This is a genomic window from Pseudomonas sp. LS1212, assembly GCF_024741815.1.
Taxonomy (GTDB): Bacteria; Pseudomonadota; Gammaproteobacteria; order Pseudomonadales; family Pseudomonadaceae; genus Aquipseudomonas.
Genome location: NZ_CP102951.1, coordinates 488,463 through 514,002, shown reverse-complemented (window position 1 = coordinate 514,002; position 25,540 = coordinate 488,463). Strand labels below are relative to the sequence as shown.

Annotated in this window: 22 protein-coding genes and 1 riboswitch; of the genes, 7 read left to right on the top strand and 15 right to left on the bottom strand. The window is 61.9% G+C overall.

Going from position 1 to position 25,540, the window contains the following annotated elements:
- Window positions 1–33: 33 nt before the first annotated feature.
- The gene (gene serB, locus NVV94_RS02345) at window positions 34–1,248 is read right to left on the bottom strand and encodes a phosphoserine phosphatase SerB (RefSeq protein WP_258445657.1); all 1,215 of its coding nucleotides are present in this window, start codon (window positions 1,246–1,248) and stop codon (window positions 34–36) included.
- Between the two features lie 133 nt (window positions 1,249–1,381).
- Here serB and NVV94_RS02340 point away from each other — a divergent pair, with 133 nt between their 5' ends.
- Window positions 1,382–2,905, top strand: coding sequence for a histidine kinase (locus tag NVV94_RS02340; protein ID WP_258445656.1), 1,524 nt, complete (start codon window positions 1,382–1,384; stop codon window positions 2,903–2,905).
- Window positions 2,906–2,961: 56 nt separating this feature from the next.
- Here NVV94_RS02340 and NVV94_RS02335 read toward each other — a convergent pair whose 3' ends face one another.
- The 9 genes from NVV94_RS02335 to NVV94_RS02295 all read right to left on the bottom strand — a co-directional run bounded on the left by NVV94_RS02335 (window position 2,962) and on the right by NVV94_RS02295 (window position 12,239).
- On the bottom strand, window positions 2,962–3,669 hold the full coding sequence (locus tag NVV94_RS02335) for a membrane integrity-associated transporter subunit PqiC (protein ID WP_258445655.1): 708 nt from the start codon (window positions 3,667–3,669) through the stop codon (window positions 2,962–2,964).
- Window positions 3,670–3,844: 175 nt separating this feature from the next.
- Complete coding sequence (gene parC, locus NVV94_RS02330) at window positions 3,845–6,103, bottom strand: DNA topoisomerase IV subunit A (RefSeq protein ID WP_258445654.1); 2,259 nt, start codon at window positions 6,101–6,103, stop codon at window positions 3,845–3,847.
- A gap of 10 nt (window positions 6,104–6,113) precedes the next feature.
- Window positions 6,114–6,635, bottom strand: a complete 522-nt coding sequence (locus tag NVV94_RS02325) for a TIGR02281 family clan AA aspartic protease (RefSeq protein WP_258445653.1) — start codon at window positions 6,633–6,635, stop codon at window positions 6,114–6,116.
- Entirely contained in the window at window positions 6,632–7,612 is a 981-nt protein-coding gene (locus tag NVV94_RS02320; RefSeq protein WP_258445652.1) for an esterase-like activity of phytase family protein, read from the bottom strand. The genes NVV94_RS02325 and NVV94_RS02320 overlap by 4 nt, the downstream gene beginning before the upstream one ends.
- Window positions 7,612–9,516, bottom strand: coding sequence for a DNA topoisomerase IV subunit B (parE, locus tag NVV94_RS02315; RefSeq protein WP_258445651.1), 1,905 nt, complete (start codon window positions 9,514–9,516; stop codon window positions 7,612–7,614). The genes NVV94_RS02320 and parE overlap by 1 nt, the downstream gene beginning before the upstream one ends.
- 54 nt (window positions 9,517–9,570) lie before the next feature.
- Window positions 9,571–10,179 (bottom strand): YqiA/YcfP family alpha/beta fold hydrolase, encoded by a 609-nt coding sequence (locus NVV94_RS02310; RefSeq protein ID WP_258445650.1) that lies wholly within the window; start codon window positions 10,177–10,179, stop codon window positions 9,571–9,573.
- Between the two features lie 127 nt (window positions 10,180–10,306).
- Window positions 10,307–11,113 carry a 3',5'-cyclic-AMP phosphodiesterase gene (gene cpdA / locus NVV94_RS02305; protein ID WP_258445649.1) on the bottom strand — a complete coding sequence of 269 codons (807 nt, stop codon included), beginning with the start codon at window positions 11,111–11,113 and terminating at the stop codon, window positions 10,307–10,309.
- 65 nt (window positions 11,114–11,178) lie between these two features.
- Window positions 11,179–11,631, bottom strand: coding sequence for a DUF1249 domain-containing protein (locus NVV94_RS02300; RefSeq protein ID WP_258445648.1), 453 nt, complete (start codon window positions 11,629–11,631; stop codon window positions 11,179–11,181).
- Window positions 11,622–12,239, bottom strand: coding sequence for an NUDIX domain-containing protein (locus NVV94_RS02295; protein WP_258445647.1), 618 nt, complete (start codon window positions 12,237–12,239; stop codon window positions 11,622–11,624). The genes NVV94_RS02300 and NVV94_RS02295 overlap by 10 nt, the downstream gene beginning before the upstream one ends.
- Before the next feature lie 200 nt (window positions 12,240–12,439).
- Between NVV94_RS02295 and NVV94_RS02290 the strand changes: the two genes are divergently transcribed.
- The gene (locus NVV94_RS02290; protein ID WP_258445646.1) at window positions 12,440–13,186 is read left to right on the top strand and encodes an RsiV family protein; all 747 of its coding nucleotides are present in this window, start codon (window positions 12,440–12,442) and stop codon (window positions 13,184–13,186) included.
- Here the strand turns inward: NVV94_RS02290 and cytX are convergent.
- A complete protein-coding gene (cytX, locus tag NVV94_RS02285) occupies window positions 13,155–14,447 on the bottom strand; it encodes a putative hydroxymethylpyrimidine transporter CytX (protein ID WP_258445645.1) in 1,293 nt (430 codons plus the stop codon). The two genes, NVV94_RS02290 and cytX, sit on opposite strands and share 32 nt — an antisense overlap.
- A 152-nt stretch (window positions 14,448–14,599) precedes the next feature.
- Window positions 14,600–16,489, bottom strand: coding sequence for a phosphomethylpyrimidine synthase ThiC (gene thiC, locus NVV94_RS02280; RefSeq protein WP_258445644.1), 1,890 nt, complete (start codon window positions 16,487–16,489; stop codon window positions 14,600–14,602).
- Window positions 16,490–16,650: 161 nt separating this feature from the next.
- Window positions 16,651–16,756: riboswitch (TPP riboswitch) on the bottom strand.
- A gap of 179 nt (window positions 16,757–16,935) precedes the next feature.
- Here thiC and NVV94_RS02275 point away from each other — a divergent pair.
- Window positions 16,936–18,372 (top strand): TolC family outer membrane protein, encoded by a 1,437-nt coding sequence (locus NVV94_RS02275; protein WP_258445643.1) that lies wholly within the window; start codon window positions 16,936–16,938, stop codon window positions 18,370–18,372.
- Here the strand turns inward: NVV94_RS02275 and waaA are convergent.
- Together waaA and NVV94_RS02265 are read right to left on the bottom strand one after the other, a co-directional pair.
- Window positions 18,369–19,649 carry a lipid IV(A) 3-deoxy-D-manno-octulosonic acid transferase gene (gene waaA, locus NVV94_RS02270; RefSeq protein WP_258445642.1) on the bottom strand — a complete coding sequence of 427 codons (1,281 nt, stop codon included), beginning with the start codon at window positions 19,647–19,649 and terminating at the stop codon, window positions 18,369–18,371. The genes NVV94_RS02275 and waaA overlap by 4 nt on opposite strands.
- Window positions 19,650–19,663: 14 nt before the next feature.
- Complete coding sequence (locus NVV94_RS02265; protein ID WP_258445641.1) at window positions 19,664–20,554, bottom strand: LysR family transcriptional regulator; 891 nt, start codon at window positions 20,552–20,554, stop codon at window positions 19,664–19,666.
- A gap of 87 nt (window positions 20,555–20,641) precedes the next feature.
- On the opposite strand from NVV94_RS02265, the gene NVV94_RS02260 reads away from it, so the two are divergent.
- The 4 genes from NVV94_RS02260 (at window position 20,642) to NVV94_RS02245 (ending at window position 24,029) form a co-directional block, all read left to right on the top strand.
- Window positions 20,642–20,974: a multidrug efflux SMR transporter gene (locus NVV94_RS02260; protein ID WP_258445640.1), complete on the top strand. Its 333-nt coding sequence runs from the start codon at window positions 20,642–20,644 to the stop codon at window positions 20,972–20,974.
- A gap of 68 nt (window positions 20,975–21,042) precedes the next feature.
- Complete coding sequence (locus NVV94_RS02255; protein ID WP_258445639.1) at window positions 21,043–22,218, top strand: FAD-binding oxidoreductase; 1,176 nt, start codon at window positions 21,043–21,045, stop codon at window positions 22,216–22,218.
- Window positions 22,215–23,027, top strand: coding sequence for an aldo/keto reductase (locus tag NVV94_RS02250; RefSeq protein WP_258445638.1), 813 nt, complete (start codon window positions 22,215–22,217; stop codon window positions 23,025–23,027). The genes NVV94_RS02255 and NVV94_RS02250 overlap by 4 nt, the downstream gene beginning before the upstream one ends.
- Window positions 23,028–23,063: 36 nt before the next feature.
- Window positions 23,064–24,029 (top strand): metal ABC transporter ATPase, encoded by a 966-nt coding sequence (locus NVV94_RS02245; protein ID WP_258445637.1) that lies wholly within the window; start codon window positions 23,064–23,066, stop codon window positions 24,027–24,029.
- Between the two features lie 32 nt (window positions 24,030–24,061).
- On the opposite strand, the gene hldE is transcribed toward NVV94_RS02245, so the two are convergent.
- The gene (hldE, locus tag NVV94_RS02240) at window positions 24,062–25,483 is read right to left on the bottom strand and encodes a bifunctional D-glycero-beta-D-manno-heptose-7-phosphate kinase/D-glycero-beta-D-manno-heptose 1-phosphate adenylyltransferase HldE (RefSeq protein ID WP_258445636.1); all 1,422 of its coding nucleotides are present in this window, start codon (window positions 25,481–25,483) and stop codon (window positions 24,062–24,064) included.
- Between the last annotated feature and the right edge of the window lie 57 nt (window positions 25,484–25,540).

Here is a 25,540-nt window from a genome sequence, read left to right as displayed (position 1 = left end):
ACAGGTGCGCCGCACCTGCCCTTCGTGCCGGCATCAAGCCTGGCTGTCGCGGTCGCGGAAGCCGAGCAGATACAGAATCCCATCCAGGCCCAGGGTCGAAATGGCCTGCTTGGCGGACTGCTTGACCAGCGGCTTGGCCCGGAACGCAACGCCCAGGCCGGCGATCGCCAGCATCGGCAGGTCGTTGGCGCCGTCGCCGACGGCAATGGTCTGCTCCAGGCGCAACCCTTCCTTGCGTGCCAGCTCTGCCAGCAGGTCGGCCTTGCGCTGGGCATCGACGATCGGCTCGACCGCAACGCCTGTCACTTTGCCGTCAACCACTTCCAGTTCGTTGGCGAACACATAGTCGATGCCCAGCTTGGCCTGCAGCTGCTTGGCAAAGTAGGTAAAGCCGCCGGACAGGATGGCGGTCTTGTAGCCCAGGCGCTTGAGCTCGGCGAAGAGTGTCTCGGCACCCTCGGTCAGGCGCAGCGATGCACCGATATCGTCCAGCACGTTCACGTCCAGGCCCTTGAGCAAGGCCAGGCGCTCCTTGAAGCTTGCGCGAAAATCGATTTCGCCACGCATTGCCCGCTCGGTGATCTCGGAAACCTGCTCGCCAACCCCGGCGGCCTTGGCCAGCTCATCGATGACCTCGGCCTCGATCAGGGTCGAGTCCATGTCGAACACGGCCAGGCGACGGTTGCGGCGATACAGCGAATCCTGCTGGAAGGCGATATCGACGTTCAGTTCCTGTGCCACGCTGAGAAACTCGGCCCGCAGCGCTTGCGGGTCAGCCGGCTCACCGCGCACGGAAAACTCGATGCAGCCCTTGCCCTGGTCGACCGGCGTATCCAGCGCGATGCGCCCGGACAGGCGGTCGATATGGTCGATGTTCAGGTCGTATTTGGCGGTAATCGAGCTGACCCGCCGCAACTGCTCGGCCGTCACCTTGCGTGTCAGCAACGTGACGATATGCCGTGCCTTGCCCTGGCCATCGACCCATTGCTGGTAGTCGGCTTCCGATACCGGCGTGAAGCGAACCTGCTGGTCCAGCTTATAGGCGGTAAACAGGATGTCCTTAAGGACGGACGACGCCTGTTCGGTACTCGGGATTTCAACCAGGATGCCAAACGACAGGGTGTCGTGGATTACCGCCTGACCAATATCGAGAATGTTCACACCACCCTGGGCCAGAACGCCGGTAATGGCTGCGGTGAGACCCGGACGATCTTCACCTGTGATGTTAATCAGGACGATTTCGCGCAAGGCGCACCCCACTCGTGGAAAAAAACCGCATTCTACCCACATTCAGTGACCATCGGGCACAGCCAACGCTTTGCCGGGTCAGGGTCGCTCGCTATACTGCGCAGCAACTTCACCGACAAAAGAGCCGTGCTCTGTGAACCGGCCCACGCCTGTTAAAAACGACAACTTCTTTCTGCTGATCTTTCGGGCATTGCGCCATCGCCGTGTACCGCTTGCTTTGCGAATCGCCAGCCATAACGTGTTCCTCGTCGCCCTGGCGCTGGTGATCTATGCCTGCGTCATGGGCCTGCAATTCAAGCAGGCCATGCACGAGCAAGCCGACGCACTGGGCCAGAGCCTGACCACACAGACCGCCACCTCGGCGACCGAACTGCTGGTGTCCAACGACATCCTCAGTCTCAATGTGCTGCTCAATAATCTGGTCAAGAACCCGTTGGTGGCCCATGCGGCGATCTACAGCGTCGACAACCGCATTCTTGCCGAAGCCGGTCAGCGCCCGAAAAATGGCCTGCTGGGCGAGGTCGAAGGCCTCTATCAGACCAAGATCACCTTTCAGGATGTCACCGCCGGGCACTTGCGCATCAGCCTGGACATGACCCAGTTCCTGCAGCCAATGACCATCAGCCTGCAAAGCATGGGCATCCTCAGCGCCATTCTGCTGGCACTGGCACTGGCCCTGAGCCTGCGCCTGGGGCGCTACATCTCGACGCCGCTGATGCAACTGCGGGTCTGGCTGCGCGATCCCGATGCCTATACGCCCGCGATCCAGCGCCAGGACGAGGTCGGCGATCTCGCGCGACAGTTGCACGCTCAACTGGCGCCGGAGATCCCGGAACCCGAGCCAGTGCCGGAACCCGAAGAAGAGAACGAAGAAGACGACGAACCGGCATTCCAGGTCCGTAATCTGCGCGACCCGCGCTTCGATGAAACGCCTGTCGCCCCGTTGAAAGCCGCACCACGGCGCATCAAGGCCGAGGAAGACCAGGACGAGGATGGCGATGATCCGTTCGCCGACCTGCGCGAAGAAGCCGACAGCAAGCCGGCCGTGCGCCCCGTATCGGCATCGACGGCCCGCCAGCCCCAGGCCAGCGCCGTATTGGCGGTACAACTGGGCGCCCAGGAGCAGCTGCGACGCCTGCCGCGCGCACGCTTGACCGAACTGCTGCAACGCTACCGCGACTGCCTCGACCAGGCAGCCTCCCTGTACCAGAGCGAACTGCACACCCTTAACGATGGCAGCACGCTAATGCTGTTCCATAGCGAAGACAGCGGTGACGATTACCTGACCAACGCCATTTGCTGTGGTGAGTTGCTCCGGGCCCTGGGCCATGCCTTGCAGATTGAAGTCGCCGACAGCGGTATCACCCTGCAATTGCAGCTGGGCCTGATCTTGGGCGACGACCTGTTCGGCTTGAGCCAGATCGACCTGCTGCTGACCGAAAGCGCCCAGGATGCCCTGGCCCTGTCGCAGCACAGCCGCAACCTGTTGCTGGTCGAGCGCAGGATCAGCGATGACAGCCTCATCCGCCAGCGTGCTCGCATCCGCCCCATCGCCAGCCCCGAGGGTGCCTGCTGTGTCGAGCGGCTGCTGGAGCCCTACCCGTCGCTGCTGGAGCGCCAACTGGCGCGGATGCACGAGACGCGGGTCAAGAGCTGACAGAAGGTCATCGAGCCAGAATGAAAAAGCCCGCATCGAGATGCGGGCTTTTTTGTTTAGAAGCGGAACACTTCCATATCCGTTCGGATCGGCGAAGCCAGTGGAATCTTGGGCTTCTCCGGCTCTTCCTTGCGCACATGTGTCGGCGCTGCCTTGCGCGGCTCTTCGACAATCGGTGGCTGATTGGCCAGCGGTTTCACCGCGACGGTCAGTTGCTCGGCCAGGCGCTGCAACAACACGCCCTGAGCCTGAACCTGGGCTGCAGCGCTGCCCTGATGCGGTTCTTCAAGGTGAACGATACGGTTGTCACGTACCTGACCACGCCGGTCGATCAGGCGCCACTGGGCGTCGAGGATGGCCGGCTGGTTTGTGCCCGAGTCCAGGCGAGTGATCGACAGCAGGACTTGCACGTCCGGGGTGAAACCGGTGGTCGCCGGGGCCAGTACCACGCGCTGGCTATCCAGGCGCCAGGCCAGTTGGCGCAGCAACAGTTGATCGATGTCCGCCGACAGACTGCCAGCCCAGCGCCCATCGGTCGCTGCGGTCAGGCTGCCATCGGGTTGGCGCTGCAACAGGGTTTCGCGCTGCAGATAATCGGCAACCGAAACCGGCCCCAGCAACACGGCCATGCCGGTACTCTGGGTGGGTTGCTCAGGCTTGCCGCTGTCGAGCTGGTACAGCGCTGCCGGCTCGTGCACGCTGCAACCTGCCAGACCGAGCAGGCCCGTCAGCAAAACAACAAAAGGAAGGCGTGAAACTGTCATCATCCCATCCAGGCGGCAGCCACAAGGCAAGCCGCAGTGATACTCAATGAATTCGTCCGGGTACTCAGCCACGCTGGCACCGCAGGGGGCATATCATCCGCGAATATGCGCTTTGACTCCAGTCTTTAAGTTCCGATCGGCGCTGAAAAACACCGATCGGCCGCTCTAGAACCAATTATCCAGCGTTTTCGACCAATAGTGCATCCACCCTCTGGAAACCACGGGGCAGCTTGTTACCGCGACGGCCACGTTCGCCTTTGTAGTGTTCGAGGTCGTCGGCCTTCAACGACAGAGTACGCTTGCCGGCCTGCAATACAAGGGTTGCGCCGTCTGGAATGACCGCCAAATCAGTGACGTATTCCTCACGACTGGTCACGCGGTCGCCCGGGATGCCAATGATTTTGTTGCCTTTTCCTTTACCCAGCTGTGGCAGGTCGGCGACCTTGAAAATCAACAGGCGACCTTCGGTCGTGACCGCCGCCAGCCAATTCAGCTCGCGATCGGCTACCGGGCGCGGGCTGATCACTTTGGCGCCATTGGGCAGGCTCAGCAATGCTTTGCCCGCCTTGTTCTTGGCCTGCAGGTCTTCGCCCTTGACCACGAAGCCGTAGCCCGCGTCGGAGGCGATGACATAGAGCGCATCATCTTCGGGCAGCAAGACGCACTCGAAACTGGCGCCCGGGGGTGGCGTCAGGCGACCGGTCAACGGCTCGCCCTGGCCACGGGCAGACGGCAGGGTATGGGCTGCAACCGAATAGCTGCGGCCCGTCGAGTCGATGAACACGGCAAACTGGTTGGAACGCCCTGCAGCAGCGGTCTTGAAACCATCTCCCGCCTTGTAGGACAAACCCGTGGCATCGATGTCATGCCCCTTGGCGCAACGCACCCAGCCTTTCTCGGAAAGCACCACGGTAACCGGCTCGGTCGGCATCAGCTCGTTTTCGGACAACGCCTTGGCTTCGGCACGCTCGATGATCGGCGAGCGACGATCGTCGCCATAAGTTTCGGCGTCCTTGATCAACTCGGCGCGTACCAGCTTGCGCAGCTTGGCTTCGCTGCCGAGCAAGGCGATCAGGCGCGCCTGCTCCTTGGCCAACTCGTCCTGTTCGTTGCGGATTTTCATCTCTTCGAGCCGCGCCAACTGACGCAGACGGGTGTCGAGGATGTAATCGGCCTGAATTTCGGTGAGCGCAAAACGCTCGATCAATACCGCCTTGGGTTGATCCTCGGTGCGGATGATGTGAATCACTTCATCCAGGTTGAGGAAAGCCACCAGCAAACCGTCCAACAGGTGCAGGCGACGCTCGACCTTGTCCAGGCGGAACTGCAGCCGGCGACGCACCGTGTTGATGCGGAACTCCAGCCATTCGACCAGCAACGCACGCAGGTTCTTGAGCTGCGGGCGACCGTCGAGGCCAATGATGTTGACGTTGACCCGGTAGCTGGACTCCAGCTCGGTGGTGGCGAAAAGATGCTGCATCAACTCGTCCAGATCGACCCGGTTGGAACGGGCAATGATCACGATCCGGCACGGGTTCTCATGGTCCGACTCATCGCGCAGGTCGGCGACCATCGGCAGCTTCTTGGCTTGCATCTGGGCCGCGATCTGCTCCATCACCTTGGCGCCGGAAACCTGATGCGGCAAGGCCGTGACGACAATATCGCCATCCTCGATGCGATACACCGCACGCATGCGCACGGAGCCGCGACCGGTCTCGTAGATTTTCAGCAACTCGGCGCGCGGAGTGATGATTTCGGCTTCGGTCGGGTAGTCCGGGCCCTGGATATGCTCGCAGAGCTGTTCGACGGTGGCCTTGGGCTCATCGAGCAGGCGCACGCAGGCGCTGGCGACCTCACGCAGGTTATGCGGCGGCACATCGGTGGCCATGCCCACGGCAATACCGGTGGTGCCGTTGAGCAGGATATTCGGCAAACGCGCCGGCAAAACCGACGGTTCGTCCAGCGTGCCATCGAAATTCGGTACCCAGTCGGCTGTGCCCTGGCCCAGTTCGCTGAGCAGAACTTCCGAATAACGCGACAGGCGCGCTTCGGTGTAACGCATCGCCGCGAACGACTTCGGATCATCCGGCGCACCCCAGTTGCCCTGCCCGTCGACCAACGTATAGCGGTAGCTGAACGGCTGCGCCATCAGCACCATGGCTTCATAGCAAGCCGAATCACCGTGCGGGTGGAACTTGCCGAGCACGTCGCCCACGGTACGCGCGGATTTCTTGTGCTTGGAATCGGCATCCAGCCCCAACTCGCTCATGGCGTAGACGATACGCCGCTGTACCGGTTTCAGGCCGTCGCCGATATGCGGCAGGGCACGGTCCATGATCACGTACATGGAGTAGTTGAGGTAGGCCTGTTCGGTGAAGTCAGCCAGAGACCGGCGTTCTACGCCATCGAGGCTGAGATCAAGGGAGTCGCTCATGCGGGCCTCATCATTTCGTGGTCTGGCGCAGTAGCAAGGTGCCACCACGCTGGGTAAATTCAAGTTGTTTCAATGCGCTCATGCCCAACAATACCTGCTCGCCACCCAGCCCGGGCGCAACCAGGGCGCGGACGTCACGCAAGACGATATCGCCCAGCTGCAGGCTGTCCAGCCGCGTGCGGTAGCCCTGGCTACGGCCATTGGCCGTACTCAGGATGACCACCTCGCCTTGCTCCAGGCTCAAGCGCCTGGCCAAAGCCTGCGCAATTGCCACATCGGTTGCCCCGGTATCGAGCAGAAACTGTACCGCCTGGCCGTTGATCCGTCCGTCTGCGACAAAGTGCCCCTGCCCATTGCCTAGCAGCTGGACCTCGACATAGCCATCTCCATGTTGCGAGCTGAGCTGGGTGTTCGGATTCTCCTGGCGCTGTTCCCACTGCCCGAAAAAGCGCGTGGCCAGGAACAACCCGGCGCCCCAGGCCAGTACCAGCAAAATGCGGCCAGCGCGCTTCCCAGGTGGTTGCACGTTCACAATCTGGCGCTCCAGCCACCCTTGGGTGCCGCAAAACGCCAGACAACAGGCCGACGCTCGCCATCTTCGCGCGCGCGATCGTTGTTATCGAGCCCGATCCAGGCCCCTTGCTCATCGATAACCAGCGCCTCGGCCAATCCGAACGGCTGCGGGTAACGACGCCCATCGGCCAGCCCGTCGGCGGCGAATGACCAGCAGCCCTCGACCCTGGCGGTCTCGGGATCGCGCCGGCAAATCCGAAAGGCATTGCGCTCAAGGGTAAAAAGCTTGTTGTTGAAAAAGGACAGGCCGGCAAAGTCTCGGGGCGCCGATCTCGCGTCGGGCATCTGTGCCGGTTGTTGCTCCAGCCCCGCTTCACTCGAAAGCACGCAGCCACCGTTGCAGTCCCAGGTGGTTTGCCGACGCTGGATAAGCAGCAACCCACGACGCTCGCGCTCGGCCGCCAGCCAGATCCGATCGCCCGCTGGATTCACGGCAAGCCCTTCGAACAACGCATTGAAATGCAGCAGCATGCCACTCCCCCGGGCCTGACGGACCAGGGTCGGCGATATGTTCAGCCAGTTGGGGGCGCCGGCGACCGGCACTTGCAACACCGCCGCATGGGCCTCGCTGACCAGGTAGCGATTGCCTGCGGCATCGCAGCTCACGCCTTCGAAATCCAGGTCGCCACCACGGATATAGGAAACCGCCTTGGTACGCGAACGCAGCCCCCAGGGTAACCCGCTGTCAGGCACCGGCGGCACCTCGATATGGACACCGAGCGCTTGCCAGACGTTCCGGGAGGTGTCGAGACGATAGAGCAGGCCATCGTCACGATCCGAGACTGTCCACAAGGCGTCGCCGCACCAGGCCAGCCCCGAGAGATTGCCGCCGAGCACGCCGTCGACGGGATGCTCGGAAACCAGCTTCAACTCAGGCCAGGGTTCGGCCACTACCGGCAACGCGATCAGCAGCAAGGCTGCCAACGCATGCCGCATCAGGTCAGAACCTCGGCCAGGTTGCCTTTGGACTCGAGCCAGTTCTTGCGATCGCCAGCGCGTTTCTTCGCCAGCAGCATGTCCATGATTTCCGAGGTCTGAGCGAAATCATCCAGGGTGAGCTGGACCAGGCGCCGGGTGTTCGGGTCCATGGTGGTTTCGCGCAATTGCGGCGGGTTCATTTCGCCCAGGCCCTTGAATCGGGTGACCTGCGGCTTGCCGCGTTTCTTCTCGGCCACCAGGCGATCAAGAATGCCATCGCGTTCGGCTTCGTCCAGGGCATAGTAAATCTCTTTGCCCAGGTCGATCCGGTACAGCGGCGGCATGGCCACATAGACGTGACCGGCATCGACCAACGGCCGGAAGTGCTGGACGAACAATGCGCAGAGCAACGTGGCAATGTGCAGGCCGTCCGAGTCGGCGTCGGCGAGGATGCAGATCTTGCCGTAGCGCAATTGGCTCAAATCGGTTGAGCCAGGGTCGATACCGACCGCTACGGCGATGTTGTGCACCTCCTGGCTGGCCAGTACTTCGCTGCCATCGACTTCCCAGGTATTAAGGATTTTCCCGCGCAACGGCAGAATGGCCTGGAATTCCTTGTCGCGCGCCTGCTTGGCGGAGCCACCGGCCGAGTCACCCTCGACCAGGAACAGTTCGGCGCGCATCGGGTCCTGCCCGGCACAATCGGCCAGCTTGCCCGGCAATGCAGGCCCTTGGGTAATGCGCTTGCGCTCGACCTTCTTGCTGGCCTTGAGGCGACGCCCGGCGTTACTGATGGCCAGCTCCGCCAGCTGCATGCCCAGTTCGGGGTGCGCGTTGAGCCAGAGGCTGAAGGCATCCTTGACCACGCCAGAGACAAAGGCTGCGGCTTCACGCGATGACAGTCGCTCCTTGGTCTGGCCGGAGAACTGCGGCTCCTGCATTTTCATCGACAGGACGAAGGCAATGCGCTCCCAGACATCCTCCGGCGCCAGCTTGACCCCGCGCGGCAGCAGATTGCGGAACTCGCAGAACTCGCGCATGGCATCGAGCAGACCCTGGCGTAGGCCGTTGACGTGGGTGCCTCCCTGAGCCGTAGGGATCAGGTTGACGTAACTTTCCTGAACACTGTCGCCACCTTCGGGCAGCCACAGCAGCGCCCAGTCGGCCGCCTCCTTGTTACCCGCCAGGCTGCCGCAGAACGGCTCATCGGGCAGGCGCGCGAACTCGCTGACAGCATCCACCAGGTAGGAACGCAAGCCATCTTCGTAGTGCCACTCGACACGCTCGCCGGTGGACTTGTCTTCGAAACTGACCAGCAGCCCCGGACACAATACGGCCTTGGCCTTGAGTACATGCTTGAGGCGGCTGATCGAGAACTTCGGCGAGTCGAAATACTTCGGGTCCGGCGCGAAATACACGCTGGTACCGGTGTTGCGCTTGCCGACCGAACCGATCACTTCCAGCTCCGAGGCCTTGTAGCCATCGGCGAAGGTCATCTGGTATTCGTTGCCGTCGCGCTTGACGCGGACCCGCACCTGGGTCGAAAGCGCGTTGACCACCGAAATACCGACCCCATGCAGGCCGCCGGAGAACTGGTAGTTCTTGTTCGAGAACTTGCCGCCGGCATGCAGCTTGGTCAGGATCAGTTCGACACCGGACACCCCTTCTTCCGGGTGAATATCGACCGGCATGCCCCGGCCATCGTCGGATACTTCCAGGGAATGATCAGCATGCAGAATCACTTGCACCGACTTGGCATGCCCGGCCAATGCTTCATCGACGCTGTTGTCGATGACTTCCTGGGCGAGGTGGTTCGGCCGGCTGGTGTCGGTGTACATGCCCGGCCGTTTGCGCACCGGGTCGAGGCCCGAGAGGACTTCGATGGCGTCGGCGTTATAAGAGCTAGCGCTGGGAGTGGCCATGGGTTCTCGTCGTCAGTCGTTCGTGAAAATAGAAAAAATCAAAGCACGGAAAAATCAAAGTACGGAAAAATCGATGTCCTGGTACAGCTGCGCAGGGATGCCGGCAAAACTCAACAAGGCTGGCAGCCGCTCGGCAAACCCCATGAACCCATGATCGCCGCCGGCCTGGATGCGCAAGGCGCAGGCGCGATAGAACCGCTCGGCGCGACGATAGTCCAGGGTTTCATCGGCGGTCTGCAACCACACCTGAAACCGCTGCGGGTCTTGCGGCGCCGGCACCTCGAGCTCAGCCAGGGCCTGGACATGATCGTGGGTCAGTTCCCAGGTTTCTCCGGTATAGAGATTCTGCTGGCTGCCAAGGTAACCGTCGAACAAATGATGCGGGTTGACCGCCGGATTGATCAGCAGGGCTTTGAGGCCATGGCGCTCGGCCAGGTGAGTCGCATAGTAGCCGCCGAGCGAGCTGCCGACCAGCAGCGGACGGCCGAGTTCGGCAATAGCCGCCTCAAGCTGTGCCATCGCCTGGCGCGGATGGTGGTGCAACGCCGGTATTCGAAGCGCGTCGGCCAGGCCCAGGCGCTGCATCACGGCGCTCAGCTGGCAGGCCTTTCTCGAAGCAGGCGCACTGTTGAAACCGTGAATATAGAGAATCGAACCCGACATGCCGCCCCCAAATGCCATTTAATGAGCCCAGCGCCCTGACGCGCACGCAAAGACGCGCAGTTTAGCCTGCCAGGCGCCCGTTAAGTCACCTTCAGACGTTTGGCAACGATAAAAGGGACGTGGTCGCTCAGTAGCCGGTGCAGTCATAGTCCGGCGTGAAGACGAAGTCGACAAGACGCGAAACCCCGGTCTCCAGGCGGCCATCGTCATGCAGGCGCAGCCAGCGGTAGCCCGGCGCCTTGTCATCGAGCCGGAAGTCTGCGCTGTGTGGCGCGAACTGGATACAGGTCGATGGCGAAGCGAGCAGGCGAACGCCATGCCGCTCGCGGTCCAGCTCTTGATGGATATGCCCCCAGAGCAGGGCCCTGACCTGGGGAAAGCGGTCCAGCACTTCGAACAGCGCATGGGGATTGCGCAAACCGATCGGATCCATCCAGGCACAATCAATCGAGACCGGCTGATGATGGACGCAAATCAGGTGATGCCGCTCTGGCGCTTCACTCAACGATTGGGCAAGCAATTGCAACTGATCATCGGCCAGGTATCCCGGCACCGAACCCGGCACGGCTGAATCGAGCAGGGTAATGCGCCAGTTGCCGATATCCACGACCGGGTCCAGCAAGTCGCTGCCTGCGACTGCTTGCGCCATTTGCGGGCGCTCATCATGGTTGCCGCAAAGCCAGCGCGCCGGCGCGGCGATTTGCGCCGTCATTCGGCGAAACTCTTGATAAGACTCCAGTGTCCCGTCCTGCGACAGATCGCCCGTGGCCAGCAGCAGATCTATTCCGGGCTGCTCTTGCAGAACCCGTTCGATGACCCGTTGCAGGCTGTCATGGGTATTCATGCCCAGCAGCGATGCGTCCGTTTCGGCGAACAAATGGCTGTCGGACAATTGCACCAGCAGCACCGGTGCGTCAACGGTTTGGCTCGGCAAGGCCGTCTCCTTTAACGGATTCAGCACGATTATGGTAGGGATGGCTCAACGCGGCAAACCTGCCGTCAGCGCACGTGTGCGTATTCGTGCCCACAGGCCAGGCAATGGCTCAGCCACTCACCCAGAAACAGGTTGAGCTGGGCTTTCTCATCCGGTTGATGCATGGCGGCATTCGGGTAAGGGTAGATACTCCGAAAACGCCTGGCATGCTCGGCGCTGATCACTTCAGCCATGCGTGCATCGTGATACACCTGGACCTCCAGCTGCGGGACCGGCAACCAGGGCAGGCTGTGCTCCTGGCGAATGCGCAGGGTGGTGGTATAAGGACAGGCCTGCACCACTTCAAGCGCCAGCACGCCAAGCATCTGGTCACCCTGAGTCATGGCGATCTGCCGCGAGCGCTGCTGGTTGCGCATGTCCGGCAACAGGCGCATCAGACGCGCATAGTTGGCCTCGCAGGCAGCCTGCAACCCGACCAGATCGACCCGGTAGCGATCGCGCAAAAGGTTCACGACCATAGCCCCCTGACTTCATCGCGGTTCAACGCCAGCCATTGCAAGGCAATGATGCTCGCCGCATTGATGATTTGCCCATCGCGTACGGCCTGCAAGGCATCCTCGAATGCCCAGACCTTCACGCGAATGTCTTCGCCCTCTTCCTCCAGACCGTGCAAACCGCCCGCCCCAGCACTGTCGCAACGCCCCAGATACAGATGCACATATTCGTCGCTGCCGCCCGGTGACGGAAAATATTTGGTCATCGGCCACAATGCACTGAACACAAGTCCAGCTTCCTCCTGCGCCTCGCGGTGTGCAACCTCTTCCGGTTGTTCATCCTTGTCGATCAGACCAGCGACCAGCTCGACCAGCCAGGGATTGTCGGCCTTGCCCAAGGCCCCCACCCGAAACTGCTCGATCAGCACCACTTCATCGCGCTGCGGGTCATAAGGCAGGACACAAACCGCATCATGGCGCACGAACAGTTCACGACTGATTTCCTTGCCCATGCCGCCAGCAAACAGCTCATGGCGCAGATGAACCCGATCGAGCTGGTAAAAGCCCTGGAAACAATTTTCGCGCCGGGTGATATCGACGGCTGTAGGAACAGCGTTAACAGTGTCTGTCATGGAAATCCTCGTTACCCGACCTTACAGCTTCGGGCCATCCTAACGCGCACATGGCTGGCGCGCAGCCCCCTTTGAATAAATCGGCCGGCCACCACGATAGGCGGCCACTGCTCGAATCGATAGTATTCAGCTTAGTGACGAACTGAAGGCGTTGCCGACAGTCGAAGCACGATAACTTTCGTCTACCGTCAAGGATCACCATGTCGTTACTGAAACTTGCCTGTGTGGCTTGCCTCACGCTGACACTGGGCGCCTGCCAAAGCCTGTTCCAGCCCAATATGCGCGCACCGCTGGAGGTCAAGCGCGATGCCTGGGAACACACCAAGCCCGGCTGCACCACGGCAGACTGCCCGCTGGTGAACATCGACACCCTGCATTTTCCCGATGAGCCGACACTGGATGGGATCGTCGAGCGCCGCCTGCTGCAGATGACCGGCAGCTCGCCGGACGCTCCGCTGCCGACTTCACTCAAGGCCTATGAAGATCAGTTCATGCGTACCGCCGACAGCCGTCACAGCAGCTACCTGCAGGCCAAGGTACGTGAGCAGCATGACGGTCTGGTGATTATCGAGCTGTCCAGCTATCTGGATACCGGCGGCGCCCACGGCAACCCGGGGCGCGGCTTCATCAACTACTCGCGCCAGCAGCACAAGGTGCTGACCCTTGAGGACATGCTGGTTCCTGGCCAGGAAGGCGCCTTCTGGCAGGCTGCGGAACTGGCCCACAAGGCCTGGCTGGCCAGCACCAAGATGGACCAGGACGCGGAGTTCGTGAAAACCTGGCCCTTCCAGAAAACCCCGAACATCGCTCTGACCTACGGCGCGGTCGTTCTCAAGTACAACGTGTATACCATCGCGCCCTACTCCATGGGCCACACTGAACTGAAGATCCCTTACCCGCGCCTGAACGGCATTCTCAAGCCGGAACTCTTTCCTGGCCGCGGCTGAAAGCCCGCCCCAGAAAGTACTGCAGCAGCCCTGCCAGGATCAGCGCCGGCAGGGTTGCACCGACATCCGGATAGAAGTTCGCCAGCAGGTGATAGGTGCTGACGCCGCCCAGCCAGGCCAGCAAGGCCGTTCCGTGCAAGGCCCGGACCACGCCGTCGGCACTGCGCCGACGCAGGATGAAGTGATCGACCAGTACAACGCCGAACAGCGGTGCAAATACCGAACCGATCAGCAGCAGGAAGTTCTGGTATTGCGCCAACGGCGCCAGGCAGGCAATCAGCGTGCAGACGGCACCAATGGCCAGGGCCAGGTGCTCGACCTTCAAGTGCGACAACAGGCTGCTGGAAACCGCCGCCGAGTGAATGTCGGCAAAAGCGTTTTCCGATTCGTCGAGCAGAATCAACAACAATGGAATACCCAGACCCGCGCCAGCCAGTGCCAGCAGCAGGGCATTGACCTCACCACTTGGTGCAAAGGCCAGGGTGTAGGCTACGCCCAGGCTCATCAGCCAGAAATTACCAATGAAAAAACCCACGGCAGTGCCACCGAAGACATTTTTGGCGCGGCGGCCGAAGCGCGAATAGTCGGCAATCAACGGAAGCCAGGACAACGGCATGGCGATAGCAATGTCGAAGCCGACGGCCAACGACATCGAACCGTCGCCCGCTTGCGCCCACAGCGCAGCCAGGTCGGCCTTGGTGAACAGATTCCAGGTCAGCCACAGGCAGGCTGCCAGTAACAGCCAGATACCCCATTTGCGCAGGATCTGGCGCACGAAGGTCAAGGGGCCACTGACGGCCAACAAGGTCGCCAGGGCGCCGAAGAACAGCGTCCAGAGCAATGGATTGGACCACAGGCTACCCTCGCTGAACGCGCGCGTGCCCAGCAGGCTGGCGGCATCGCGCATCACGATGATTTCGAACGAGCCCCAGCCGATCAGTTGCAACAGGTTCAGGACAGCCGGCAAGGCCGCACCATGCTTGCCCAGGCTGAGCTTGAGCGCAGCCATGGAGGACAGGCCGGTATCGCTGCCGATGACGCCGACCGAGGCCAGCAGCAGAACGCCTACCGCCGTACCTAAAAAAATGGCCAGCAACGAACCCGACAAACCCAGGCCCGGCGCAAGCAAGGCACCGGTCTGCAGCACCATCAGGCCAATGCCCAGGGAGAACCACAGGGAAAACAGGTCGCGTGCGCCGAAGACGCGCTGGGTCAGAGGTACGGCAATGCCGGGGGAGTATGTGCTGGCGGGTGTGCTCACGGGTGTTGTCTCACAGGGAATGGGATTTTTTATCGCCTGTACGGACGCCATCGCGGGCAAGCCCGCTCCCACAGAGGTATACGCAAACCCTGTGGGAGCGGGCTTGCCCGCGATGGCGTCCGTACAGACAACCCAGGTATCAGCTCAAAACATCAAACCTTCTTGTACAACTGGCTACCTTCCTGGCGGAACCGCTCGGCCTGCTCGCGCATGCCATCCGCAACCTCGACATCCACCGCTTCAATGCGCTGGTTGGCCGCGTACTCACGCACTTCCTGGGTGATTTTCATCGAGCAGAACTTCGGCCCGCACATGGAGCAGAAGTGCGCGACCTTGGCCGAGTCCTTCGGCAGGGTTTCATCGTGGTAGGACCGCGCGGTGTCCGGGTCCAGGCCGAGGTTGAACTGGTCTTCCCAACGGAACTCGAAGCGCGCCTTGCTCAAGGCATTGTCGCGAATCTGCGCGCCGGGGTGACCCTTGGCCAAGTCGGCGGCATGGGCGGCGATCTTGTAGGTGATGATACCGGTCTTGACGTCATCCTTGTTCGGCAGGCCCAGGTGTTCCTTGGGCGTCACGTAGCACAGCATGGCGCAACCGAACCAGCCGATCATCGCTGCACCGATACCCGAGGTAATGTGGTCGTAACCCGGTGCAATGTCGGTAGTCAGCGGGCCGAGGGTGTAGAACGGCGCCTCGTCGCAGCACTCCAGCTGCTTGTCCATGTTCTCCTTGATCAACTGCATCGGCACATGGCCGGGGCCTTCGATCATGCACTGCACGTCGTGCTTCCAGGCGATCTTGGTCAGCTCGCCGAGGGTTTCCAGCTCGCCGAACTGCGCTTCGTCGTTGGCGTCGGCGATCGAACCCGGACGCAGGCCATCACCCAGCGAGAAGCTGACGTCGTAGGCCTTCATGATTTCGCAGATCTCGTCGAAGTGCGTGTACAGGAAGTTTTCCTTGTGGTGCGCCAGGCACCACTTGGCCATGATCGAACCACCGCGGCTGACGATCCCGGTCACGCGCTTGGCGGTCATCGGCACATAGCGCAGCAACACGCCGGCGTGAATGGTGAAGTAGTCCACGCCTTGCTCGGCCTGCTCGATCAGGGTGTCGCGGAACAGCTCCCAGGTCAGGTCTTCGGCGACGCCATTGACCTTCTCCAGCGCCTGGTAAATCGGCACGGTGCCGATCGGCACCGGCGAGTTGCGGATGATCCACTCACGGGTTTCGTGGATGTGCTTGCCGGTAGACAGGTCCATGACCGTGTCCGAACCCCAGCGAATGCCCCAGGTCAGCTTGGCCACTTCTTCTTCGATCGAAGAGCCCAGTGCACTGTTGCCGATGTTGCCGTTGATCTTCACCAGGAAGTTGCGGCCGATGATCATCGGCTCCAGCTCGACGTGGTTGATGTTGGCTGGAATGATCGCGCGACCGCGGGCGATTTCCTCACGGACGAACTCGGCGGTGATTTCTTTCGGAATGCTGGCACCAAAGCTGTGGCCGGCATGCTGCTGCTTCAACAGGCCTGCGGCACGCGCCTCTTGCAGCTTCATGTTCTCGCGGATGGCAACGTATTCCATCTCGGCGGTGATGATGCCCTGGCGGGCATAGTGCATCTGGCTGACGTTGGCACCGGCCTTGGCCCGGCGCGGGCTGTTGACGTGGGCGAAGCGCAAGGCGGTCAGTTCCGGGTCGTTCAGGCGCTGCTGGCCGAAATTCGAGCTCAGGCCGGCCAGGCGTTCGGTGTCACCGCGATCATCGATCCAGGCCGAACGCACATCGGCCAGGCCCTTGCGCACATCGATCTGCACATCAGGGTCGGTGTAGGGACCAGAAGTATCGTAGACCAGCACCGGCGCGTTGACTTCACCACCGAAATCGGTCGGCGTGACGTCGAGGCTGATTTCGCGCATGGGCACGCGGATATCGGGGCGCGAGCCCTGGACGTAGATTTTTTGCGAACGGGTAAAGGGCTGCACAGACTGCTGATCGACTTGGGCCGATTCACTCAGATTGGCAATATTTTTTTGTTGTTTACTCATCACAGGCTCTCCAGACAGCACACAGGCGGCGGAATGTCGGAGCGAACCTGAAAGGCGCGGACGCACCAGGACTGGTGCCGTGCTGATCTCGGCAATGCCGGTCGAGCCAAGGTAATGACTGCAACGACAATCCCGGACCAAGCACAAGAGGACTCGCCGGGAAGACGAGAAATCTTGTTCCCTACGCAGGCGCTAACCTGATCAGGTTCAACGGGATCCGGAATTATCCGATCTCAGCCTCAACGCAAGGCACCCCGACAAGAACTCGCCCAGTCTAGACAAGACTCACCCAGAACGCCAACCCTCTGACATAACGTTCGATAAATGGCGCAAATAGCGGATTGTTGCCAGATGCCGTGCCCACTACACTCGCAAGGCTGGCGCAGACGCGTGCGCTCGGTCATGGCAGGCCTGGCCAGAATTTTCCACACTCCAAGGATTGCCTTATGCTGCGCAAACTTTCACTGGCCCTTGCCGTGTCTTGTGCTTCCAACGGATTGGCCTGGGCAGCAGAAGCGCCCTTAGCGACCAAAACCGATCTGGTCAGCGTCTACCAGGAGGCCGTGAACAACAACGCCGACCTGGCCGCGGCCCGTTACGACTATGCCGCCCAAAAAGAAGTCGTGCCCCAGGCCCGCGCCGGGCTGCTGCCCAACCTTTCAGGCGGTGGCGACCTGCAAAACACCCGGACCAAACTCGACGAGCCTTCGGTGACCACGAACCGCAGCGGCACGTCCTGGCAAGCGACCCTGGCCCAGCCGGTGTTCCGTGCCGATCGCTGGTTCCAATTGCAAGCGGCTGAAGCCGTCAATGAGCAAGCCGCCCTGCAGCTCTCGGCAACCGAGCAGAACCTGATATTGCAGACATCCGAAAACTACTTTGCCGTGCTTCGTGCCCAGGACAACCTGGCTGCGACCAAGGCCGAAGAAGCCGCCTTCAAGCGACAACTGGACCAGTCCAACGAACGCTTCGACGTGGGCTTGTCCGACAAGACCGACGTACTGCAATCCCAGGCCAGCTACGACACCGCCCGAGCTAACCGGATCGTTGCCCAGCGCCGGGTCGACGATGCCTTCGAGGCCTTGATTACCCTGACCAACCGCCAATACAACTCGATTCAGGGCGTCGTCCATACCCTGCCGGTGCTGGCCCCGACGCCGAACGACGCCAAAACCTGGGTCGACACCGCCACCCAGCAAAACCTGAACCTGCTGGCCACCAACTACGCCGTCAGCGCAGCCGAAGAAACCCTGCGCCAGCGCAAGGCCGGCCATGCACCGACCGTCGATGCGGTGGCGCAGTACCAGAAAGGCGACAACGATAACCTGGGGTTCAGCAACCCGACCGCGGGCGTGCGCTACGGCGGCGATGTCGAGCAAACCAGCATCGGCCTGCAACTGAACATCCCGATCTATAGCGGCGGCTTGACCAGCTCACAGGTTCGCGAGGCCTACCAGCGCCTGAACCAGACCGAGCAGCAACGTGAAAGCCTGCGTCGCCAGGTGGTGGAGAACACCCGCGACCTGCACCGCGCCGTGAATACCGATGTGGAACAAGTGCAGGCCCGCAAGCAGTCGATCATTTCCAACCAGAGCGCCGTGGAAGCCACCGAGATCGGCTATCAGGTCGGTACCCGCAATATCGTCGACGTTCTCGATGCCCAGCGTCAGCTCTATAACTCGGTACGCGACTACAACAACACCCGCTACGACTACATCCTCGATAACCTGCGCCTCAAGCAGGCGGCCGGGACCTTGAGCCCTTCGGACCTGGAGGCCCTGACCCGCTACCTGAAACCGGATTACAACCCGGACAAGGACTTCCTGCCGCCGGACTTGGCCAAGGCAGCGCAAGAGCAGTTGAACGCCCGGCCCAACAATTAAGCCCGATCGATCAACTGCCCCAACCCATCCAGCAGGCGTCGCAAGGCGCCTTGATTGGCGCGCATCACCGCCAACCCCGCCGCCCCCATCCTCTGGGCATCGCGTGGCAGTTCAATGAGTCGCTGCACCGCCACGGCCAGGCTGGCCGCATCCTCGACTTCCTGCAGTGCCCCCGCCTCACGCAACAGTGCGGCAATTTCCAGAAAATTAAACAGGTGCGGCCCGCTCAAAACCGGCTTCGACAAAGCTGCCGGCTCCAGCAGGTTATGCCCGCCGTTGGCGACCAGGCTGCCACCGACGAAGGCGCTGTCGGCCAGTGCATAGAGAAACAGCAACTCGCCCATGGTATCGCCGAGCAAAACCTGATCCTGCGCACCCACCGCCTGGCCGCTGGAGCGGCGCACGGTGGTGAAACCTTGTTGCTGGCAAAGGTCGAACACACCATTGAAACGCTCGGGATGGCGCGGCACCAGGATCAGCAAGGCATCCGGATGGCTGGCCAGCAACTGCCGATGTGCCGCCAACACCACTTCATCTTCGCCCTCGTGCGTGCTGGCGGCGATCCACACCGGACGACCACTGGCCTGCCATTGCTCGCGCAGGTCAACGGCACGCTGCAGCAGCTGTGGGTCGATGGTCAGGTCGAACTTGATCGAGCCAGTCACCTCAACGCACTCGGGACGCGCACCGAGACTGCGAAAACGCTCGGCCTCGGCTTCGGTCTGTACGGCGATGAAGCTCATTTCCTCGAGCATCGGCCGGGTCAGGCCGGCAAACCGCGCATAACCGCGTGCCGAGCGTTCGGACAGGCGCGCATTGGCCAAGGCCACCGGTATGCCGCGCAGGGCACATTGGTGAATGTGATTGGGCCACAGTTCGGTTTCCATGATCACCGCCAGCCTGGGCTTGGTCCGATCAAGAAAGCGCGAAGCCGCCCACGGCAAGTCATAAGGCAAATAGCAGTGCTGGATGCGGCTTTCTCCAGCAAACATCGCCTTGATTCGCTCGGAACCGGTCGGTGTCATGCAGGTGACGGTAATCGGCAAGTCGGGATAACGCACGAGCAAGGCCTTGATCATCGGCGCGGCGGCAATGCTTTCACCGACCGATACGGCATGCACCCAGATGCCACCCGTCTGCAGTACAGGCAGGCCAAGGGCGAAGCGTTCGCCGATACGTCGGGCATAAGCGGGCGCCTTGCGCGAGCGCAGGTAAAGGCGCAATGCCACCAAGGGCAGGCCGAGATGAAACAAAAAGGTATAGAGAGGTCTGTTCATGGCGCCGAAGTGTACTAGCCAATGGCTCGCAAGTGCAGTGCAAAGCGCTCGGCCAGCCAGAGCGCGGCAGGCCCCAAGGGCTCGTCGCGGCGACACACCAGTTCCACCACCAGGGCCGGTGGCGTCCATTCGCTGGCAAGCTCCACCATCTGACTCTGGTAGGCCGGGTATTGCACCACATGCCGAGGCAGCCAGGCCCAGCCCAGGCCTCGCATCAACAACTCGGCCATGACGTAGAAGCTGTCGGCGCGCCAGATCTGCGGGCTGATCGGCTCCCCTCCGGGGTAGCCGCTCTGCTGCGGAGCGATCAACAGCTGGCGGTGGCGCGCCAATTGCTGGCGACTGACATAGGCTTGCGATGCCAAGGGGTGGTTGACCGCGCACACGGTGACCATCTCGACGCTGCCCAGGGCCTGGCGCTCCAGCGCCGACGGCATCTGCTCGTGGTGAAACAGCAGGCCCAGGTCAGCCCGGCGCTCGACCAACTTGCGCGCCACATCACCCTGCGCACCGCTGGAAAGCTGGACCTCGACCAGCGGGTAGCGCTCGGCCAGTTCATCCAGGCTATCGAGCACCGGTTGATACGGCATGGCTTCGTCCTGGGCGACCCGCAGCTGCGCTTCCTGGCCACGCATCAGCGCCAGGGCGCGGCCCTCCAGACGCTCGCATTGGCGCATCAGCTCCCTGGCTTCTTCAAGCAGGACGCTGCCCGCCTCGGTCAGGCGAGGCTGGCGCCCACTGCTGCGCTCGAACAGGGTTACCCCCAGGTCAGCCTCCAGCAAAGCAATCGCGTTGCTGATCGCCGACTGGGCCTTGTGCTGTTTACGCGCCACGGCGGAAAACGAGCGCTGCTCTGCCACGTCGACGAATAAACGGATCTGCTCCAGATTCCACTGCTCGCTCATGCCAACCTATCTCCATATCAGATAGGTAATGACTTTACCCCATCTGAGCAACCTCTAGAATGCCAGGCACATCAAAGGAGATACGCCATGACTGCCTACTACTACCTGGCCATTGCCATCTGCGCGGAAGTGATCGCCACCGTTTCCATGAAAGCCGTAAAAGGTATCAGCACGCCGCTGCCGCTGATTCTGGTGATCGCGGGCTACGCCCTGGCATTCTGGATGCTGACACTGGTGGTGCGCAGCATTCCGGTAGGGGTGGCTTATGCGGTCTGGGCCGGCATGGGCATTGTCATGGTCAGCGTGGCCGCGTTGTTCATCTACGGGCAGAAGCTCGATATGCCAGCAATGGCCGGCATGGCCCTGATCGTCCTCGGTGTGGTGGTGATCCAGCTGTTCTCGAAAACCTCCGGCCATTGACCTGAGCACGGGTAAGGAGCGCATCAGGCTGTATACTGCGCTCCTGTCCAAGCCTGCGAGGTCGATTCATGCCATCCGTTATTTCCACCGACGTTCTGATTGTCGGCGCAGGGGTTGCCGGCCTCTGGCTCAATGCCCGCCTGCGGCGGCTGGGCTATTCGACGGTCCTGGTGGAAAGTGCCGGCCTCGGCGGCGGGCAAAGTCTCAAGTCCCAGGGGATCATTCACGGCGGCGCCAAGTATGCGCTGCATGGCACCCTCACCGGCGCCTCCGAAGCGATCGCCGATATGCCCCGCCGCTGGCGCGAAGCCCTGGCGGGTAGCGGCGAGCTGGACCTTTCCGGGGTTCGCCTGCTTTCCGAAGCCCATTACCTGTGGTCGCCGGGCACGCTGGCCGGCAACCTGACCAGCTTTTTCGCCAGCAAAGCCGTGCGCGGCCGCGTCGACCAGGTCAAGGGCGAGCAGCTGCCACCGGCATTGCAAGACCGGGCGTTCAAGGGCAAGGTCTACCGCCTGGCCGAACTGGTGATCGATGTGCCAAGCCTGATCGAGCGCCTGGGCGAACTGGCGGGCGATAGCCTGCTTGCAGGGCAACGGATCGAGCCACTGGAAGAAAACGGCACGCTGGTCGGGTTGCGCGTGGACGGCCGTGAGATTCGCGCCCAGCGTGTCGTGCTCAGTGCGGGCGCTGGTAATGCCGAGCTGCTCGAGGCGCTCGGCCTGAGCGAGCCGGCCATGCAACGTCGCCCCCTGCACATGGTGCTGGCCAAGGGGCCGAGCCTCAAACCGCTCTATGCTCACTGTCTGGGCGGCGGGCCGAAGCCGCGCGTGACCGTTACCACTCATCCGGCCGCCGACGGTCAGTGGGTCTGGTATCTGGGCGGTGATCTGGCCGAGGCCGAGGGTGTCGCGCGCGAGCCAGAGGCGCAGATCGCTGCGGCCAAGAAAGAAATCGCCAATCTGCTGCCCTGGATCGATCTCAGCCACGTGCGTTGGGCGACCCTGCGCGTGGATCGCGCCGAACCCGCCCAGTCCGGGCTGGTTCGCCCCGACAATGCCTTCCTGGCTGAGCAGCAGCGATTGATGGTCGGCTGGCCGACCAAACTGGCCCTCGCCCCGGACTTTGCCGATCGGGTGCTGGCCGCCCTGGAGCGCGACGGGATCAAGCCCGGCAACCAGCCTGCCCTGCCGCAACTGCCCCGGCCGCCCGTGGCCCAGCCCGTCTGGGAGCAACTGCTGCCATGACCCTGCCAAGCCTGCACGATCTGCACCGCCCTCTGGGCAGCACCGGCCTGCGCGTTTCACCGCTGGGCCTGGGCACGGTCAAACTGGGCCGCGACCAGGGCGTCAAATACCCCAATGGCTTCACCATTCCCGATGACCAGCAGGCACGACTGCTGCTCGACCAGGCACGGGAACTGGGTATCAATCTGATCGATACCGCCCCGGCCTACGGCCGCAGCGAAGAACGTCTCGGCCCGCTGCTGCGCGGGCAGCGCCAGGACTGGGTCATTGTCAGCAAGGTCGGCGAGGAGTTCGAGAACGGTCTCTCGCATTTCGACTTCAGCGCAGAACACACGCGATTATCAGTGGAACGCAGCCTGAAACGCCTGGAAACCGACTTCATTGACCTGGTCCTGGTTCATTCCGACGGCAACGACCTGAGCATACTGAACGATTCGGGCGTCTATGCGACCCTCGCCGAACTCAAGCGTGAAGGCAAGATTCGCGGCTACGGCTTTTCCGGAAAAACCGTCGACGGCGGTCTCAAGGCACTCGAACAAGGCGATTGCGCCATGGTCACCTACAATCTCAACGAACAGAACGAAAAACCCGTAATCGACTACGCCGTCGCCCATGGCAAAGGCATCCTGGTCAAGAAAGCCCTGGCCAGCGGACATGCCTGCCTGAGCCCCGGGGTGGATCCGGTGCGAGCCAGTTTTGAGTTGCTGTTTGGCCATCCGGGGGTAACCAGTGCCATTGTCGGGACGATAAATCCCCTGCACCTTGCCCATAACGTGGCTACTGCCGCTGCAGTAATACGCAAGAGCTAGAGCCGCCCTCGCGGCCGCCCCCAAGAAGGAGCCGACATGCCGCGTACCCTGATAAGAAAAAACCCCAGCAACTTCAAAACCCTGCCGTTACACGTCGAAGCGACACCCGAAAGCCTGAGCTATCACAGCGTCGGGATGCCGCTGAATTTCGCCCAGACCCTGCAGCGGCGCAAGCAGGTGCAGGTTGGCGACAGCGAGCGCTTCTCCGTAGAGCTGGCCAACCTGGGCGTTTCAGTGCGCCTGACACTCAACTGGCAGAACCGTGACTACTGGGTGTTGGTGCGCCAGCGCCGCCAGGACCGGGGCGATGTCGTGCTCAAGTTGATCTCGGGGTATGTTCCGGCCCATGAACTGAATCTGCCGCTGCATACGGCCATTCAGGAAGTCGCCGAAGAATGCCTGCTGGAGACGCCCGAAGGCTGGCTTGGCGGGCGTTTCAACGAAACCTGGCTGCCAGCGCCCTATGCCGGCGCCCTGCACTACCGTGATGCCATGCCCTTCAGCCTGACACCGCTTTCCGGCGCTGCAAGGCCTGTGCGCTGCGGCAGCATGCATTTGATCGAACGGCCCCGCGCCTATGTTCATCTACCCACGGCGTCCTTGCAGCTGATCTATGATTTGCGCCTGCAAGTTCCCAGGGAGGCCAAGTCCCTGAGCCTGTTCCATGTAGACGAACGCCTGGAAAAGGACCAATTGGTCGCACGCCTGAATCGCAACAGCCCGGACCTGTACCTGATGCCTCTTGAAGAGGGGCACCCCTGCCCTGAGCTGTACACCTTGAAAAAGGATCAGCTGCAGCCGGCCAGCACCCGCGGTCTTTATCTGGCCGAGAGCTTCGCCCGGCAGGAAGGCTGGCTGGTCAAGGACGAGCGAATTCGCTGGAAGGATTGGCTCAGACAACAGGGCCTGAGCCAGCCCGAGGGCTCCCGGACGGGGTTGCAACGCCTGACCGGCAGGGCCCGGCAATTACTGGAGATCGCGCGTGACGGCCTGGACAAATGAGCAAGCCGTCGCCTGAGCGACGGCCCGCTGGCTCAGTTCTGACGAATTTTCTCGACGATTGCAGTGGTCGAGCTGTTTTCCACAAGCCCAAGCACCTTCACCACGCCGCCATAGGCCTTGACGATATCGGCGCCCACCACCTGCTCGACGCCATAGTCGCCGCCCTTGACCAATACATCAGGCTTGACCTGGCTAAGGAGATTGGAAGGAGTGTCTTCAGGGAAGCTGATAACCCAGTCCACCGCACCGAGACCGGCCAATACCGCCATGCGCCGATCGACGCTGTTGATCGGCCGCCCCGGACCTTTCAAACGGCTGACCGACGCATCGTCATTGACGGCAACGATCAGGCGATTGCCCTGGGCACGAGCCTGTTCCAGGTAGGTCACGTGACCGGCATGAAGAATATCGAAACAGCCATTGGTGAAGACAATCTTCTCTTTGTGCGCACGCGCATCGTCGATCGCCAGCAACAGCTGATCCAGGCTCAGCACGCCACGCTCGGAACCCTCTTCGCGCTGAATGGCACGACGCAGCTCCGGTGCGCTGATGGCCGCGGTACCAAGCTTGCCGACCACGATGCCGGCGGCCAGGTTGGCCAAACCGACGGCATTGGGTAGCTCCTCGCCCGCCGCGATCGCCGCCGCCAGGGTGGATATCACCGTGTCGCCCGCACCGGTCACGTCGAACACTTCGCGCGCCCGGGCCGGCAGGTGCAGCGCCGGATGATCAGGACGCAGCAAGGTCATGCCGTGCTCGCCGCGGGTCACCAGCAAGGCGCCCAGCTCCAGTTCAGCCATTAGCTGCGCGCCCTTGGCGACCAGCTCGGCTTCATCGGTACAGCGGCCGACGATGGTTTCGAATTCGCTCAGGTTCGGCGTAATCAGGCTGGCGCCGCGATAAATCGAGAAGTCCTTGCCCTTTGGGTCGGCCAACACCGGGATGCCTCTGCTACGTGCAGCCTGGATCAGGCTTTGGTGGTTTTTCAAGGCACCTTTGCCATAGTCGGACAACACCAGGACCTTGACGCCATCAAGCAGATTGTCGACCTCTACTCCCAGCGACAAGGGGTCGGTGGCGAAAGGCTCTTCAAAATCGATACGCAGCAATTGCTGGTGACGACTCATCACTCGCAATTTGACGATGGTCGGCTGGTGCGCAATACGCTGGAAAATGGCGCGCACGCCGGCGGCGTGCAGGCTATTGACCAAACTGTCGGCAGCCTCGTCCTGGCCGGTGACACCCACCAGCGCAGCTGGCGCCCCCAGCGCGGCAATGTTCAAGGCAACGTTAGCCGCACCGCCCGGACGGTCCTCGATGTGCTCGACCTTGACCACCGGCACCGGGGCTTCAGGCGAGATTCGTGAGGTACCGCCATGCCAATAGCGGTCGAGCATGACATCGCCGACCACCAACACTGGGGCTTGATCGAATCGCGGCATGGACAACTTCATGGAGCAACCCACATACAAAAATTAAAAGGGGCGCGATATTAACACAGGGCAAGCGCT